The sequence below is a fragment of the Novosphingobium colocasiae genome (assembly GCF_014652555.1).
GTDB classification, from domain to species: Bacteria; Pseudomonadota; Alphaproteobacteria; order Sphingomonadales; family Sphingomonadaceae; genus Novosphingobium; species Novosphingobium colocasiae.
Genome location: NZ_BMZA01000001.1, coordinates 48,147 through 63,763, shown reverse-complemented (window position 1 = coordinate 63,763; position 15,617 = coordinate 48,147). Strand labels below are relative to the sequence as shown.

15 protein-coding genes are annotated in these 15,617 nt (G+C 65.3%); 12 read left to right on the top strand and 3 right to left on the bottom strand.

From position 1 onward, the window contains the following. The first annotated feature begins 99 nt into the window (after positions 1 to 99). The 11 genes from IE122_RS00295 to IE122_RS00245 all read left to right on the top strand — a co-directional run bounded on the left by IE122_RS00295 (position 100) and on the right by IE122_RS00245 (position 11,868). Positions 100 to 990 carry an SDR family oxidoreductase gene (locus IE122_RS00295; protein ID WP_189619099.1) on the top strand — a complete coding sequence of 297 codons (891 nt, stop codon included), beginning with the start codon at positions 100 to 102 and terminating at the stop codon, positions 988 to 990. Positions 991 to 993: 3 nt separating this feature from the next. Continuing rightward, entirely contained in the window at positions 994 to 2,157 is a 1,164-nt protein-coding gene (locus tag IE122_RS00290; protein WP_189619098.1) for an acyl-CoA dehydrogenase family protein, read from the top strand. 74 nt (positions 2,158 to 2,231) lie between these two features. Next, complete coding sequence (locus tag IE122_RS00285) at positions 2,232 to 2,708, top strand: MarR family winged helix-turn-helix transcriptional regulator (RefSeq protein WP_189619097.1); 477 nt, start codon at positions 2,232 to 2,234, stop codon at positions 2,706 to 2,708. A gap of 29 nt (positions 2,709 to 2,737) precedes the next feature. Then, entirely contained in the window at positions 2,738 to 3,496 is a 759-nt protein-coding gene (locus IE122_RS00280; protein WP_189619096.1) for an SDR family oxidoreductase, read from the top strand. 4 nt (positions 3,497 to 3,500) lie between these two features. Beyond that, complete coding sequence (locus tag IE122_RS00275; RefSeq protein ID WP_189619095.1) at positions 3,501 to 3,914, top strand: PaaI family thioesterase; 414 nt, start codon at positions 3,501 to 3,503, stop codon at positions 3,912 to 3,914. Positions 3,915 to 3,925: 11 nt separating this feature from the next. Further along, entirely contained in the window at positions 3,926 to 4,720 is a 795-nt protein-coding gene (locus IE122_RS00270) for an enoyl-CoA hydratase-related protein (protein WP_189619094.1), read from the top strand. Positions 4,721 to 4,804: 84 nt separating this feature from the next. Continuing rightward, complete coding sequence (locus IE122_RS00265) at positions 4,805 to 6,049, top strand: acetyl-CoA hydrolase/transferase family protein (RefSeq protein ID WP_189619093.1); 1,245 nt, start codon at positions 4,805 to 4,807, stop codon at positions 6,047 to 6,049. Between the two features lie 103 nt (positions 6,050 to 6,152). After that, positions 6,153 to 7,082, top strand: coding sequence for a 3,5-dioxohexanoate:acetyl-CoA acetone transferase (kce, locus tag IE122_RS00260; RefSeq protein ID WP_189619092.1), 930 nt, complete (start codon positions 6,153 to 6,155; stop codon positions 7,080 to 7,082). A 2-nt stretch (positions 7,083 to 7,084) separates the two neighbouring features. Then, on the top strand, positions 7,085 to 8,503 hold the full coding sequence (locus tag IE122_RS00255; protein WP_189619091.1) for an AMP-binding protein: 1,419 nt from the start codon (positions 7,085 to 7,087) through the stop codon (positions 8,501 to 8,503). Then, positions 8,500 to 9,777 carry an enoyl-CoA hydratase-related protein gene (locus IE122_RS00250; protein WP_189619090.1) on the top strand — a complete coding sequence of 426 codons (1,278 nt, stop codon included), beginning with the start codon at positions 8,500 to 8,502 and terminating at the stop codon, positions 9,775 to 9,777. The genes IE122_RS00255 and IE122_RS00250 overlap by 4 nt, the downstream gene beginning before the upstream one ends. A 237-nt stretch (positions 9,778 to 10,014) precedes the next feature. Beyond that, the gene (locus IE122_RS00245) at positions 10,015 to 11,868 is read left to right on the top strand and encodes a fatty acid desaturase (RefSeq protein ID WP_189619089.1); all 1,854 of its coding nucleotides are present in this window, start codon (positions 10,015 to 10,017) and stop codon (positions 11,866 to 11,868) included. A gap of 58 nt (positions 11,869 to 11,926) precedes the next feature. On the opposite strand, the gene IE122_RS00240 is transcribed toward IE122_RS00245, so the two are convergent. Then, positions 11,927 to 12,907, bottom strand: a complete 981-nt coding sequence (locus IE122_RS00240; RefSeq protein WP_189619088.1) for an alpha/beta hydrolase fold domain-containing protein — start codon at positions 12,905 to 12,907, stop codon at positions 11,927 to 11,929. 254 nt (positions 12,908 to 13,161) lie between these two features. Between IE122_RS00240 and IE122_RS00235 the strand changes: the two genes are divergently transcribed. Continuing rightward, positions 13,162 to 13,650 carry a flavin reductase family protein gene (locus IE122_RS00235; protein ID WP_229813596.1) on the top strand — a complete coding sequence of 163 codons (489 nt, stop codon included), beginning with the start codon at positions 13,162 to 13,164 and terminating at the stop codon, positions 13,648 to 13,650. Between the two features lie 72 nt (positions 13,651 to 13,722). Here IE122_RS00235 and IE122_RS00230 read toward each other — a convergent pair whose 3' ends face one another. Beyond that, positions 13,723 to 14,652 (bottom strand): electron transfer flavoprotein subunit alpha/FixB family protein, encoded by a 930-nt coding sequence (locus IE122_RS00230; RefSeq protein ID WP_189619086.1) that lies wholly within the window; start codon positions 14,650 to 14,652, stop codon positions 13,723 to 13,725. 35 nt (positions 14,653 to 14,687) lie between these two features. Then, positions 14,688 to 15,434: an electron transfer flavoprotein subunit beta/FixA family protein gene (locus IE122_RS00225; protein ID WP_189619085.1), complete on the bottom strand. Its 747-nt coding sequence runs from the start codon at positions 15,432 to 15,434 to the stop codon at positions 14,688 to 14,690. Positions 15,435 to 15,617 lie beyond the last annotated feature (183 nt).

Genomic DNA, 15,617 nt, shown 5'->3' with positions numbered 1-15,617 from the left:
CTTCTTGACAGCGCCGAATCATTTTGTAAACAGGTTCACAATTGCTGGCAAGGCCACAATTGGGAACAGGCCGTAACGCTTCGGCCAAGGGAGCAGGACGTGGACATTTTCAAGCAGGATGCCCTGGCGGGCAAGTCCATTCTCGTGACGGGCGGGGGCAGCGGTCTGGGTCGCGAGATCGCCACCAGCCTTAGCGGTCGCGGTGCCGTGGTGCACATCTGCGGTCGTCGTCAGGCGCTGCTGGACCAGACCGCCGCCGAAATCTCGGCCAAGACGGGCGGCAAGGTCTATGCCCATGCCTGCGATATCCGCGATGCCGACGCGGTGGACGCCATGATCGAGGCGATCTGGGCGATCGGCCCGCTGACCGGGCTGTTCAACAACGCCGCCGCCAATTTCATCGCCCCGACCAAGGATCTGAGCGCACGCGGTTTCCGCGCCGTCACCTCGACCGTGATCGACGGTACCTTCTTTACCACCCTGTCGGTCGGCAAGCGCTGGATTCGCGACGGCATTGCCGGTTCGGTGGTGTCCAACCTCACCACCTGGGTGTGGACCGGTTCGGCTTTCGTGGTTCCCTCGGCCATGGGCAAGACCGCGATCGATTCGATGACCAAATCGCTCGCCGTTGAATGGGGCCCTTACGGCATCCGCCTCAACGCGGTTGCTCCCGGCCCCTTCCCCACCGAAGGCGCGTGGGAAAAGCTGAACCCGATCCCCGATACGCAAAGCTCGGCCACCACGTTCGATACCGTGCCGTTGCGCCGGTTCGGCCAGATGCCCGAATTGTGCAACATGATTACCTTCCTGATGTCGGACGGATGCAACTACCTGACCGGTCAGACCATCGCCATCGACGGTGCGCAGCACCTCGCCAGCCCCGGCAGCTTTGCCGACCTCACCAACCTGACGCCCGAACAGTGGGATGCGGCCCGCGCCGCCATTGCCGCTTCGGTCGCCAAGGAAAAATCCCAGCGGGGGAACAGCTAAACCATGATCGAACGGACTCTCTTCGAGCCTGAGCATGAGATGTGGCGGGATACCGTCCGCAAGTTCATGGAAAAGGAAATCGTCCCGTTCCACGACCAGTGGGAAAAGGACGGCATCGTCCCGCGCGACATCTGGCTCAAGGCCGGTGAGGCCGGGATGCTGTGCTGCACTGTCCCCGAGGAATTCGGCGGCATCGGCGCGGACTATCTTTATGACGTGATCGTGTTCGAGGAACTGTGGCGCGCGGGCACTTCGGGCCCCGGCTTCCTGATTCACACCGATCTCGTCGCCAGCTACATCCTTGCGTTCGGGACCGATGAACAGAAGGCCCAGTGGCTACCCAGGATGGTCACCGGTGAAGCGATCGGCTCGCTCGGCATGACCGAGCCGCACGCCGGGTCCGACCTCAAGGCGATCAAGACCAAGGCCGTGCGCGACGGAGACGATTACATCATCAACGGCCAAAAGGTGTTCATCTCCAACGGCCAGATGTGCGACGTGCTGGTGCTGGCGACCAAGACCGACAGCGATGCCGGTGCCAAGGGCGTGACCCTGTTCCTGGTCGATACCAGCCTGCCCGGCTTCAACCGCGGCCAGAACCTGGAAAAGCTGGGCATGAAGGCCCAGGACACCTCTGAGCTGTTCTTCGACAACCTGCGCGTCCCCGCCAGCGCCATGCTGGGCGGTGAGGGCGAAGGCTTCAAGATCATGATGACGAAGCTGTCGCAGGAGCGTCTGGCCCAGGCGATCCGTTCGGCGACCGTCACCGAGACCGTGATCGAATGGACGGTGGACTATACCTCGGAACGCAAGGCGTTCGGCCAGACCATCGCCGATTTCCAGAACACCCAGTTCGTGCTCGCCGATCTCAAGGCCCGCGCCGTCATGGCGCGCGTGTTCACCGACAAGTGCATCGACCTGTTCATGCAGGGCAAGCTCGACCCGGTGGACGCGGCGATGGCCAAGATGACCACTTCGGAACTGCATTGCGAGGCGGTCGACAAGTGCCTCCAGTTGTTCGGCGGCTGGGGCTACATGTGGGAATACCCGATCTGCCGCGCCTATGCCGATGCGCGCATCGTCAAGATCGCCGGCGGCTCGATCGAGATTATGAAGACCATCATCGCGCGCGAGATGTTCAAGGGCAAGCTGACGCGCAAAGCCTGATGGAAACAGGCTTACCTCTTGATACCGGCGCGTATCTGGATAGTTCGGGGGTTTCGACCTCCGGAGTACCTGACGTGCAGAAGAATTTGGATGCCCATCTCCGCTTCGGCTTTCTCATCCACGACGTGTCGCGCATGCGCCGGATCGTCGTGGACCGGGCGCTCAAGCCGCTCGGGATCACCCGTTCGCAATGGTGGGTCCTGGCCTTCCTGTCGCGCCGTGACGGGATGACCCAGACCGCGCTTGCCGCCGATCTCGACCTGACGAAGGTCGCTATCGGCGGTCTGGTGGACCGGATGGAGGCAGCCGGTTTCGTGGAACGGCGCGCGGACGAGCGGGATGCCCGGGCGCGCAGGATTTTCCTGACCCGCGCCGGGCAGAAGCTGGTCACGACGATCCGCGAATCGGTCGATGCGGTCGAAACCGACATCATGACCGTGGTCAGCGAAGAGGAGCTCGATGCCGCAGGGATCGTGCTGCTCAAGGTGAAGACAAGACTAATCGAACTTATCGGCAGCGATGCCGAAGGGGCCGGCGATATAGAAATCTAGCCGGCTTCCCATTTCAGCAGGAGGTCCCAGTGAAAGGATTGGAAGGCAAAGTCGCCATCGTTACCGGCGGCGGACAGGGTATCGGCAGGGCGCTTGTCCTGCGTCTCGCGGCGGAAGGCTGCAAGGTCGCGATTTTCGACCTCAGCCCCGAAGCCGGCGAAGAAACCGCCAAGCTCGCCGGTGACGCCGTCGTCAAGACCTGGAAGGTCGACGTCAGCGACTACGACGCGGTGCAGGCCGCTGTCGCCGCCGTCGAGGATGACCTCGGTCCGGTCTGGGCGCTGGTCAACAATGCCGGCTGGGACAAGCCGCAGCCCTTCATCGTGACCGACCCCGCGTTCTGGGACAAGGTCATCGCGATCAACCTCAAGGGCAACCTCAACACCCACTTCGCCGTTGCCGGCCGCATGGCGCAGCGCGGCGGTGGTCGCATCATCAACATCGCCTCGGACGCGGCGCGCGTGGGCACCGCCAACGAGGCTGTCTATTCGGCATGCAAGGGCGGCCTCATCAGCTTCACCAAGTCGATCGCGCGCGAACTGGCCCGCAAGGGCGTACTCGCCAACTGCGTCTGCCCGGGGCCGACGAACACCCCGATGATGGCCTCGGTGGTCGGCGAAGGGCCGGAAGCCGAAAAGTGGAAGGACGCGATGGTTCGCGGCATTCCGCTCAAGCGCATCGGCGAGCCGGAAGACTATGCCGGCATGGTCGCGCTTCTGGCGTCGGACGACGGCGCCTTCATTACCGGCCAGGCGATTTCGATCTCCGGCGGCCTGACGATGCTCTAAGAGCATGTCGGTCGAACAAGGTCCGCCGCCGCTTCCCGGCACGTGGGTGACGGGTATCGTCACCCGCACCGGGGAGTGGACGGTCGGCGATGTCTGGGTCGATCGCGAGAACCGGCGCTATGCCCTCCTCGTCGGCGAACGTCACTGCAATGCCACCGGCACCATGCACGGCGGTGCCATGGCGACGTTCCTCGACGGGCAGGCCTTTGTCTATCAGGACCCTGACGGGGACGATCTGCACACGCCGACCGTGACGCTCAGCGTCGACTATCTCTCCCGCGCTGTGCCCGGCGACTGGCTCGTCGCGGACGTGGCGCTAATCAAGAAAACCAAGACCCTGCTCTTCACCGAAGCCAAGGCTTTCGTCGGCACGCGGATCATTGCCCGATCCTCCGCCATCTATCGCAATTACGAATGAAAGGACTTCCCATGAGCGAAGCACCCGTTTTCGAAGACATCATCTATGAAGTGCGCGGCCGCGCCGCCTGGGTCATCATCAACCGCCCCAAGCTTTACAACGCCTTCCGCGCCCAGACGATGGAAGAACTGATCACCGCCTTCAAGCTGGCATCCGACGATCGCGGCGTCTCCTGCGTCGTCCTGACCGGCGCCGGCGACAAGGCCTTCTGCACCGGCGGCGATCAGAGCGCCAAGGACGGGCAGTATGACGGCCGCGGCATCGTCGGCCTGCCGATCGACGAATTCCAGTCGATCATCCGCGACATTCCCAAGCCGGTCATCGCGCGCATCAACGGTTTCGCGATCGGCGGCGGCAACGTGTTCGCCACGCTGTGCGACCTGTCGATCATGGCCGACACCGCCAAGCTCGGCCAGGTCGGCCCCAAGGTCGGCTCGGTCGATGCCGGCTGGGGCACCGCCTATCTCGCCCGCCACGTGGGCGACAAGAAGGCGCGCGAGATCTGGTATCTCAACCTTCAGTATTCCGCGCAGGAAGCGCTGGAGATGGGCCTCGTCAACAAGGTCGTCCCGGCTGCAGAGCTGGACGATGCGGTGAACGAGTGGACCGACATTCTCGCCCAGCGTTCGCCCACCGCGCTGGCGCTCGCCAAGCGCAGCTTCAATGCGGACAGCGACAATATCCGGGGCATCTCGATGCTCGCGCTGAACTCGGTCAAGCTCTACTACGATACCGAGGAATCCAAGGAAGGCATGCGCGCGTTCCATGAACGCCGCACCCCCGATTTCCACAAGTACGTCAAGTAAGACAAGCGCAGCGGCACCGCGCCCCCCGCCCCGCCCCGGTGGAGCGCGGTGCCGCATAGCGCACGATTGGAGAGGTTGCGTATCATGGCGCCACGCGCCCTCAAGGTTGATGAACTGGCATCGGTTCTCCCGCCGGGTGGCCTGACGCTGGTGTCCGCCAGTCCCGCCGAATCCGACCTGCTGGTCGAGATGGTGGCGCAAGCCGGCGATGCGCTGGGTGACATGACCTTTTCCGGCATCTTCGTGCCGGGCCTGAACAAGCCCACGTACAGCGGTGGATCGCAAACCCGCGTTCTGTCGTTCTTCCAGACCCCGCAGTTGCGCGCCGAAGCGCACCGGGTCGATTTCGTCCCCGTCCATTATGCCGCCGGACAGGCGCTCTATCGGTCCTTGAAACCCCGCGCCGTACTGGCGATGGTCAGCCCGCCGGACGAAAACGGCATGTGCTCGTTCGGGGCGGAAACCGCGTGGATCCCCGACAACTGGCGCAACGCCGCCGTGCGCGTGGCGCACATCAACCCGGCCATGCCGCGCACCGCCGGTGATCCCGGTATCCCCTTCGCCGAACTGACCGGCTACATCGAAGGCGAGCAGCCGCTCAAGGGCATGCCCGATGGTGCCGCCGACCCGGTTTCCGAAGCGATCGCCCGCCACGCCGCCGCCTTCATCGAAGATGGCGCGACGATCCAGACCGGGCTCGGCAAAGTTCCCGACTGCATCCTCGACATGGTGCAGGACCGCCGCAACCTGCGCATCCATACCGGGCTGATCGGCGATGGCGCGCTGCGGCTGGTGCGGTCCGGGGCGATGGCAACGGGCAAGAGCGCGCTGGTCGGCGTCGCCATCGGCAGCCCCGCGCTCTATGCCGGGCTGGATGATCCGCACTTCGATTTCCGGCCGATCTCGGTCACGCACGATCCGCGCGTCTCGGGCGCAGCCGAACAACTGATCACCGTCAACGGCGCGTTGGAGGTTGACCTGTTCGGCCAGACTTACGCCGAAGTCGGGCCCAAGGGCGCAATGTCCGGCCCCGGCGGGGCGAGCGATTTCACGACCGCAGCCCGCCTGTCGCCGCGCGGCATCCGCATGATCTGCCTGCCCGCCGATGCCGGCAAGGGCGCGATCACGCGGATCATCGACCCCCGCGATGCCAAGGGCCCAGTCTCACTGGGGCGGCTCGATACCGACATCGTCGTCACCGAACATGGCGCGGCCGATCTGCGCGGTAAGGGCCACAACGCCCGCGCCGAAGCACTGATCGCAATCGCCGCGCCGGCGTTCCGCGATGCCCTGGCAGCAGCATGGAGCCGGATCGCGGATGGGCTATAACCCCGACCGGGCCCAGCCATACGGATTAAACCTGACCAATTGACCAGTCAGGCCAGTCGGGGCAAGCAGGCGCGCACCACGAGTTTTCGAGAGGACATTTTCCATGGCCAGACAAAAGACGATCATTTCCTGCGCGATCACCGGTTCGATCCACACCCCTTCGATGTCGCCCTATCTTCCGATAACGGCCGAGGAGATCGCCCAGAGCGCGCTCGAAGCGGCCGAAGCCGGCGCGGCGATCGTCCACCTCCACGCGCGCGATCCGCAGGACGGCCGGCCCGTCCACACGCCCGAGGATTTCGAGCCGTTCCTCAAGGTCATCAAGCAGGCGAGCGACGTGGTGGTCAACATCACCACCGGCGCATCGCCCTACATGCCGGTCGAGTACCGGGTGAAGCCCGCCGAAGTGTGGAAGCCCGAAGTCGCCAGCCTCAACATGGGCTCGATGAACTTCGGCCTGTTCCCGATGCTGAAGAAGGATCGCGAGTGGAAGCATGCCTGGGAGCCGGAAATGCTCGAAGGCAGCCATGACCTGGTGTTCCGCAACTCGTTCAAGGATATCCGCTACGCGCTGGAAACGCTGAACGCGACCGGCACCCGCTATGAGTTCGAGTGCTACGACACCGCGCACCTCTACAATCTGCACTATTTCTGGAAGGAAGGCCTGGTCCAGGGCCCGCTGTTCATCCAGACCTGCTTCGGCCTGCTCGGCGGCATCGGCGCGCACCCTGAAGACGTCATGCACATGAAGCGCACGGCGGACCGCCTGTTTGGTGACAATTACCGCTGGTCCGTGCTGGCCGCCGGTGCCCACCAGATGCCGGTGGCAGCGATGGCTGCCAGCATGGGCGGCAACGTGCGCGTCGGTCTTGAGGATTCGCTGTGGCTGGGCAAGGGCCAACTGGCCGAAACCAACGCCCAGCAGGTCACCAAGGTGCGCCAGATCATCGAAGGCCTGGGCGGCGAAATCGCCACTCCGGCCGAAGCGCGCGAGATCCTCCAGCTCAAGGGCGGCGACAAGGTCGCGTTCTGACGATGGCGATGCTTGCCCTCGCCACGCTGTGCCAACGGGTCGATCCCGCCCGCACGGCCGTGGTGCAGGGCGGGCAACGCTGGACTTACGGCGAACTGGACCGCGCCAGCGCAAGGCTGGCCGGCATGCTGCGCCAGTGCGGCGTGGTTGCCGATGGTCTGGTCGCTTACAGCCTGCCTAACGGGCCGGGCTTCCTCGCCCTGACCCTGGCCATCTACCGCTGCGGTGCCACCCCTGCCCCGCTGTCCCCCCGCCTGCCCGAGCCGGAACGCGCGGCGATCCTGGCGATCATGCAGCCGTGCTGCCACGTTACCCAGGACGATGTGGCCGCGATCGATCTGCCCGGCGATGAAACCGCCGCGACCGCGCAGGTGATGCCCGTCGCGGCAAGCTGGAAGGCCTGCACCAGCGGTGGCAGCACCGGCCGCCCCAAGGTCATTGTCGATCGCCGCCCTGCGGCCTTCGAGGCGGGAACGGGCTTTATCGACATTCCGCCCGGCGGCACGATCATGGTCCCCGGCCCGCTCTATCACAACGCCACCTTCAGCGCGGCAGTGTTTGCGTTGTGGCTGGGCTGCACGGTCGTCACCATGCCCCGGTTCGATGCCGCCGAGGCGCTGGATCTGATCGCCCGCGAACAGGTGGAATGGGCGATGATGGTGCCCACCATGATGGGGCGGATCATGGCCCTGCCCGCCCCGCAGCGCGATCCCGCGCGCATGCCGCACTGGCACCGCGTGGTCCACACCGCTTCGCCGATGGCCGCCTGGCTCAAGCAGGACTGGATCGACTGGTTCGGGCCCGACCACATCTGGGAAGTCTACGGTGCCACCGAAGGACTTGTGCGCTGCTGGATCGGCGGCGCGGAATGGATGGCGCGGCCGGGTTCGGTCGGTCGTCCGATCGGCGGCGCACGCATCCGCATCCTCAACGAGGCCGGGCAGGACATGCCGCCCGGCGAACAGGGCGAAGTCTTCGCCATGCCGCCCGGCGGCCAGGGATCGACTTATCGCTATATCGGCGCATCAAGCCGCGCCACCGCCGATGGTTGGGAAAGCGTAGGCGATATCGGCTGGCTGGACGCTCAGGGCTACCTCTACCTGGCCGACCGCCGCGACGATCTGATCATCTCGGGCGGCATCAACATCTGGCCGGCCGAAGTCGAAGCGGCGATCCTGCGCCATCCGGCGGTGGCAAGCTGCGCGGTGTGGGGCATGCCAGACGCCGATCTGGGCGCGCGCGTCCATGCCTTGATCGAGGCGGACGAACGCCGGCTCGACCGGGCTGCGCTCGACAGCTTCCTTGATGAATATCTGGCGCGGGCCAAGCACCCGCGCAGCCTCACTTTCACCTCAACGCCGGTACGCGATGACGCCGGCAAGATCCGCAAACCGCGCCAGACCGCGCAGGAGACACCATGACCAATCCGCTTCCCGAGTTCACCCAGTTCCGCGTCGAATTCCAGGACAACGGCCTTGTCCACTTCATCTTCGATGCGCCGCGCTCGATGAACGTGTTCTCCAACAAGGCGATCCATGAACTGGCCGCGTTCGCCGAATGGCTGCACCGCGCCGATGACGTGAAGGGCGTTGTGGTGCGATCGGGCAAGGCGAACGGGTTCTGCGCCGGGGCCGACCTCACCGAACTGGGCGTCGCTTACGAAATGATCGTCGCCGCCCCCAGGGCAGACCGCTTCGATATCGCCTTCAACCACTTCTTCCCGCTCAGCCACTCGATCCGCAGGCTCGAAACCGCCGGCAAGCCGGTGGCGGCGGCGATCGCCGGGGTGGCGCTGGGCGGCGGCTGCGAACTGGCGCTGGGCGCGCACTATCGCGTGATGACCAATTCGCGCCGCGCCATGCTCGGCCTGCCGGAATATGCCGTCGGCCTGCTGCCCGGTGCCGGCGGCACCCAGCGCATGACCCGCCTGGTCGGGGTGGAAGCGGGACTTGAGGTGCTGCTGCTGGGCCGCACCTATCAGGGTCAGGAAGCGGTCGACGCCGGCCTTGCCGGAGAGATCGTGGAAGAAGGCGAGGAAGTGGCGGCTGCCGAGCGCTGGCTGCTGTCCGATGCCGCCCACTGCACCCAGCCGTGGGACCGCGCCGATCACGTGCCACTGTCGCATGCCGCCATCGCCGAGCCGATCGAGCGCCACCGCACCCGCGAACTGGCACGCATGCTGGGCCACGAACCGGCCCCGATTGCGATCATCGACTGCGTGGAATTCGGCCTGATCCAACCCATCGACGGCGGCATTCGCGCCGAGATGTCGGTGTTCTCCGCACTGATCAGCCGGCCCGAACCGCGCAACATGATCCGCACCATGTTCCTGGGCAAGCAGGCCTATGACAAGGCGGCCAAGGACGGCACCATCCCCGCAGCGGTCACCGCCGCGCAGGAAGCGGTGACCGCTGCGGTGGCCGCGGCCGTGGCCGAAACCCCGGCGCTGCGCACGGCGCTGGTCGGTGGAGCGGCCGACGGAACGGCACCGGTGCAAACCCGCGTCGGCGCGGATTTCTGGGTCCGTGGCCAGGCCGACCAGATGGCCGCGCTCTCCCGCCTCTCGGCCACCTGCGCCCCGCTGGTTGCAGACCTTGACGAGACCGCGCTGCTCCAGCTCGACCATGCGCTGGCCCGCAGCGGCACCATCCCGGCCTATCTCGGCGGTACCAAGGGCCTGTCCGAGATCGTCTGACCCGTTTAAGGCAAACCCATTGCCGGACAAAGAGCCTGATCGGTCGCAAAATGCGCTCGATCGGGCTCTTTGTCTGTACTGCCCGGAATCGTCTGAAATGCGTTCCAGATTGCGGTCAAATATCTGATTTATCATCGGTATTTGCAGTTGATCTGAGTCAAAGATTCCCTCGCCATCCGACCCTATTTCACGTATACTAATTACGTAAAATTTTCCGGAGAGGCGATTCTCATGGTCATGACCAGAAACCCCACAGCCCGCGAGGTGCTGAACCAGATTGTGCTCGATCCACGGTACGCCGAGGTGATGCGGGTACCGACCTTCTCGTTCCCGCAGATCAGTCTGGCCGTGATCTCGCTGGGCACATTTGCCCTTGCGACTATCGGAGCAATTCAGGGCGTGATCCCGGTGTGGGCGGCCATGCTGCTAAACCTCGTGGCCGTCTACATCGCGTTCACGCCGCTGCATGATGCGTCGCACCGCGCGGTGTCGAGCAACGGCTTCATCAACGATACGATCGGCGTGCTGTGCGGCCAGCTCCTGCTGCCGTGCATCAATATGACCGCGTTTCGCACCATCCACATGGACCACCATCGCTTTGTCGGCCAGGAAGGCCGCGATCCGGATACCGCGCTGGTGGCACCGCCCAAGTGGGCTGGCCTGGCGTTCCTGATGTTCGCAGACCTCAACTGGGTCGCGTGGTTCTTCAAGTACGGCCGTCACCTGTGGTCACGCAAATCGGCGATCTCGATCTACGTGCTGCTGTTCATGGTCGTCGCCGTCCATGTCGCCTTCCTGGCATCGCCCTACTGGAAGGAGTTCCTGTTCCTCTACGTCATTCCGCAGCGGGTCGGCCTGGGTATCATCGCTTACACTTTCGCCCACATCCAGCACCCCGAAGGCCTGACCTGGGATAACGAACCGTTCCAGTCCACGCTTTATGTGCGCGGCGATTCGATCTTCCGTCGGCTGATGTTCGGGCAGGAAGAACACATCATCCACCACCTGCTGCCGCACGTTCCCTGGTTCAAGTACAAGCGCGTGTGGAACCTCGCCAACGGCACGCTGCGCAAGCAGGGGATCCCCGATCGCGGCTGGTGGGAAGGCCCGGGCGAGATCGCGGTCCCGACCGGCGAAGAACGCAAGCCGATCCCGATGAAGCTCGCCATGGTCCGCGACGATGCCAACGGCGTGCGCGCCTTCCGCTTCGAAACCACCGACGGCCGCAAGCTGGCCGAGGCCGAGGCCGGTGCGCACATCGACATCCACCTGCCCGGCAACCTCGTGCGCCAGTACTCGGTGGTCGATAGCGGCCCCGATCACTACACCGTGGCTGTGCGCCTTGATTCGAACGGCCGGGGCGGTTCGCGGGCGATGCATGCCCTCCAGGAAGGCGAAGTCCTGCTAGTCGGCAAGCCGCGCAACAACTTCGTGCTCTATGAGTCCGCGCCGCGCTTCGTGCTGATCGCCGGGGGTATCGGCATCACTCCGCTGCTGCCGATGGCGCGCCGCCTCAGCGACCTCGGCAAGCCTTTCGTGCTCCACGCCTGCGCCCGCGATGCGCAGTCTGCCCCGCTCGCCACGATCATGGACCAGGCTCCCTTCGCCAGCCAGGTGAAGTACCACCACGATCTGGCCGACGGTCGCAGCGGCTTTGATGCCGATGCCTGGCTGTCCAAGCCGATCGCCGGGACAATGCTCTACATCTGCGGGCCGCAGGGCTTCATGGACTTCGTCCGCGCCTCTGCCCTGGCGCGCGGGTGGGATGCCAGGCAGATCCGCACGGAAAGCTTCGGTGCCGCGATCGAGAACGATGGCGAAGTGCTGCCGTTCACCGTACACCTCCAGCGTTCGGGCAAGGACATTCCGGTCTCGGCGCAGGAATCGATCCTCGATGCACTCGGCCGGTTCGGCATGGACGTGCCTTATGCCTGCATGCAGGGGACGTGCGGCACCTGCATCGTCGGCGTGACCGGCGGCGAAGTGGACCACCGCGACGCCTTCCTCACCGCCGAAGACAAGGCCAAGAACGATTGCATGTGCCTGTGCGTCAGTCGCGCCAAGGGCGAGAGCGTCACGCTCGACCTCTGACCGGACTGCAACGGTAACCAACGCGGCGTCCCTCCTCGTCTGGAGGGACGCCGTTCGTCTATGCGCCGGGGTTCAGCACACGCGAAAGCGCGGCATGGCTCGCCGCGTCGAAGGCCTGCGCCGGGGCGGCTCCGGGGATCAGGTTGAAACCGTGGTAGGCCCCCGGATAGACATGGAGTTCCAGCGGGACCCCGCTGGCCGAAAGCCGCGCCGCGAAGGCAAGGTCTTCACTGACGAACAGATCGAGGTCGCCAACGGCCATGAACGTCGGCGGCAGTCCCGAAAGGTCCGCCTCGCGCGCGGGCACAGCAAACGACGGGGCGGTGTAAGCCGCGTCCCCCAGCAGCGATGCCCAGCCATAGAGATTGGCGCGGCGGGTCCACACGTGCTCGCCGACATGGGCCGGGGGATCGCAGCGATCGTCGAGCATCGGATAGATCAGTTGCAGCAGCGCGATCGGCAGGTTGCCCCGCGCCCGCGCCCGCAATGCCAGCCCCGCCGCCAGCCCGCCGCCGGCGCTGATCCCGCGCACCACGATCCGCGCCGGATCGATATCCAGCGTCGCATGCTCGCGGTGCAGCCATTCCAGCGCCGCCAGGCAATCATCGGCAGCGGCCGGAAACGGATGCTCGGGGGCAAGGCGGTAATCGAGGTTTAGCACCACGCAATCCAGCGCCAGCGCCAGCGCCAGCGCATGAGGATGTTCGCGCGCCGCGCTACCCAGCACATAGCCGCCACCGTGGACGATCAGCACCACGCCGCCGCCAGGACGCGCATTCGGCGGGCGATAGAGCAGCCCGGGCACGCCATGCCCGTTGTCTCCCACCGCGGTGACGGGATCGACACGGCAACCGTCGTGCAGCCCCGCCGCCACCGGTTCTGCCGTCATCGCCGTGCGGAACGAGGTCAGGGTCGAGCTGTCGAGGCTGTCGAAATTGGGCACCAGGGCCAGCGCCGCGTGCAGCACCGGATCGACCATCCCGGCCCTAGCCGCATCCGTCTTCGCGCGGACTGCGTTATCCAAGCCCGTATCGCTCATCGTCAGCCTCCCGGTCGCCGCGCGCCTTGTCCGGCCGCAGGTGCAGCGGCATCCATCCGCGATCACGCCGGGCACGACAACTAGCGTTTTGCGACCGGGACCATAACCATCGCTTATGCCACGCCGCAGGGCTCCCCCGCCGCGCATCCCCCGCAGGCCATCGGCGCGACGGCTTTGCCGCATAGCCCGTTGCTATTGTGAATTGGTGGCCCCAGCGCCTATATTGTGCGCCACACATGCTTGAGGGAGTGCTGATGACAATCGCCGAGGAAATGCGTCTGGGGCTGCGGCGCCTGGCTAAGGCCGTAGTGGTCATTACCTGCGTCAAGGACGGCCAGCGCCACGCGATGGCGGCCACGGCGGTGAGCGAGCTGAGCATGGACCCGCCGTCGCTGCTGATCTGCGTCAACAAGACCGCATCGATGGCCCCGATCCTGAGCGGCGGGGCAGACTTCGCCGTCAACATCCTTCATTCCTCGCACGCCGAAATCTCGCAGGTCTGCAGCGGTCGCGAGAAGGGCGAGGCACGGTTCGAAACCGGCGCATGGGAAACCGGGGCAACCGGCGTTCCGGTGCTGCAGGACGCCCAGGCATCGTTCGAATGCAAGCAGACCGAACTGCACGAATACGGCACCCACTACATCGTCATCGGTGACGTGATGGCGGTCAAGACCAGCGGCATCACCGATCCGCTGATCTACGCCGAAGGTGTCTACGGCCGCCTGGCAGACTGCGCCGCCTGAGGCCCCTGCCGACACCAAAAAAGGCCCCGCAAGCGATGCGCTTGCGGGGCCTTTTCGTGTCTGGCGACAGGTTCACAGCTTGCCGGTAAGTTCCGGTACGGCTGCGAAGAGGTCTGCGACGAGGCCGATGTCGGCGACCTGGAAGATGGGGGCGTCCTCATCCTTGTTGATGGCGATGATGGTCTTGGAGTCCTTCATGCCTGCAAGGTGCTGGATCGCGCCCGAGATGCCGACCGCGATGTAGACTTCGGGGGCGACGATCTTGCCGGTCTGGCCGACCTGGTAGTCGTTCGGCACGTAGCCCGCATCGACCGCGGCGCGGCTCGCGCCGACGGCTGCGCCCAGCTTGTCGGCGAGCGGCATGATCGTCGCCTCGAAGGTCGGCCCGTCCTTGAGCGCGCGACCGCCCGAGACGATGATCTTGGCGCTGGTCAGTTCCGGACGCTCCGACTTGGCGACTTCGGCACTCACGAAGCTGGACAGGCCCGCATCGCCGGTGGCGGCGACCGCTTCCACCGTGCCGCTGCCGCCGTTGGCCTCGGCCTTGGCGAAGGCGGTGCCGCGCACGGTGACGACCAGCTTGGCGTCCGAGCTTTCAACCGTGGCGATGGCGTTGCCGGCATAAGTCGGGCGGGTGAAGGTCTTGGGGCCTTCGACCGAGAGGATGTCCGAGACCTGCATCACGTCGAGCAGCGCGGCGACGCGCGGGGCGATGTTCTTGCCGTTGCTGGTCGCGGGGGCGACGAAGGCATCGTGGTGGCCCATCAGCTCGACCACCAGCGGCGCGACATTCTCGGCCAGCGCGTTGGCATAGGCGGCATCGTCCGCCAGATGCACCTTGCCGACCCCGGCGATCTTTGCAGCAGCTTCAGCCACCCCGGCGCAGCCAGCACCCGCCACCAGCAGGTGCACTTCACCCAGTTGCGATGCCGCGGTGACGGCGGCCAGCGTCGCGTCCTTGACCGACGCATTGTCATGTTCGACCCAAACGAGAGTTTTCATCTGGAATTCCTTTTATCTGATCCGGTCAGTGCCAATCAGGCGACGCCCATGTCCTTGAGCTTGGCGACCAGCGCATCGACGTCGGCAACCTTGATCCCGGCCACGCGCACCGCCGGTTCGACGACCTTGAGCGTCTTGAGGCGCGGGGTGATGTCCACGCCCAGATCGGCCGGGGTCTTCACGTCGAGCGGCTTCTTCTTCGCCTTCATGATGTTGGGAAGCGAGGCATAGCGCGGCTCGTTGAGGCGCAGGTCCGTCGTCACGATCGCCGGCATCGCCAGGCTCACCGTCTCGAGGCCACCGTCGACCTCGCGGGTGACGACGACCTTGTCGCCCTCGACCACCACCTTGCTGGCAAACGTACCCTGCGGCCGGCCCAGCAGCGCCGCCAGCATCTGGCCGGTCTGGTTCGAATCGTCGTCGATCGCCTGCTTGCCCAGGATCACCAGGCCCGGCGCTTCCGTCTCGACCAGCGACTTGAGGATCTTGGCCACCGCCAGCGGCTCGACCTCGGCGTCACTCTCCACCAGCACCGCCCGGTCCGCGCCCATCGCCAGCGCCGTGCGCAGCGTTTCCTGCGCCTTCGCCGGACCAACCGACACCACGATCACTTCTTCCGCCGCGCCGGCTTCCTTGATCCGCAGCGCTTCTTCCACCGCGATCTCGTCAAACGGGTTCATGCTCATCTTCACGTTCGAAAGATCAACACCCGTCCCGTCAGCCTTCACACGAGGCTTCACGTTATAATCAATCACCCGCTTCACGGGCACGAGGATCTTCATCGCCAATCCGTCCTCTCAATGAAGGCGCGCAACACCTGTTTAATCGCGCGGTTAAAAAGTCGCGGTCCCTTTGACGGGGACGCGGTGCGCCGTCAACCCCACAAAATCATGTAGCAAAGTGATCTACACATATGGGGCTGGAGCAATTCGGCCGGCCGGAACGCAAAGCGGCGGGGGGACTGT

What these genes read in the sequence shown, in the direction of transcription:
- IE122_RS00290 (WP_189619098.1), top strand. Translation starts at nt 994, where the DNA reads ATGATCGAACGGACTCTCTTCGAGCCTGAGCATGAGATGTGGCGGGAT.
- IE122_RS00275 (WP_189619095.1), top strand. Translation starts at nt 3,501, where the DNA reads ATGTCGGTCGAACAAGGTCCGCCGCCGCTTCCCGGCACGTGGGTGACG.
- IE122_RS00270 (WP_189619094.1), top strand. Translation starts at nt 3,926, where the DNA reads ATGAGCGAAGCACCCGTTTTCGAAGACATCATCTATGAAGTGCGCGGC.
- IE122_RS00265 (WP_189619093.1), top strand. Translation starts at nt 4,805, where the DNA reads ATGGCGCCACGCGCCCTCAAGGTTGATGAACTGGCATCGGTTCTCCCG.
- kce (WP_189619092.1), top strand. Translation starts at nt 6,153, where the DNA reads ATGGCCAGACAAAAGACGATCATTTCCTGCGCGATCACCGGTTCGATC.
- IE122_RS00255 (WP_189619091.1), top strand. Translation starts at nt 7,085, where the DNA reads ATGGCGATGCTTGCCCTCGCCACGCTGTGCCAACGGGTCGATCCCGCC.
- IE122_RS00250 (WP_189619090.1), top strand. Translation starts at nt 8,500, where the DNA reads ATGACCAATCCGCTTCCCGAGTTCACCCAGTTCCGCGTCGAATTCCAG.
- IE122_RS00245 (WP_189619089.1), top strand. Translation starts at nt 10,015, where the DNA reads ATGACCAGAAACCCCACAGCCCGCGAGGTGCTGAACCAGATTGTGCTC.
- IE122_RS00240 (WP_189619088.1), bottom strand. Translation starts at nt 12,907, where the DNA reads ATGAGCGATACGGGCTTGGATAACGCAGTCCGCGCGAAGACGGATGCG.
- IE122_RS00235 (WP_229813596.1), top strand. Translation starts at nt 13,162, where the DNA reads ATGACAATCGCCGAGGAAATGCGTCTGGGGCTGCGGCGCCTGGCTAAG.
- IE122_RS00230 (WP_189619086.1), bottom strand. Translation starts at nt 14,652, where the DNA reads ATGAAAACTCTCGTTTGGGTCGAACATGACAATGCGTCGGTCAAGGAC.
- IE122_RS00225 (WP_189619085.1), bottom strand. Translation starts at nt 15,434, where the DNA reads ATGAAGATCCTCGTGCCCGTGAAGCGGGTGATTGATTATAACGTGAAG.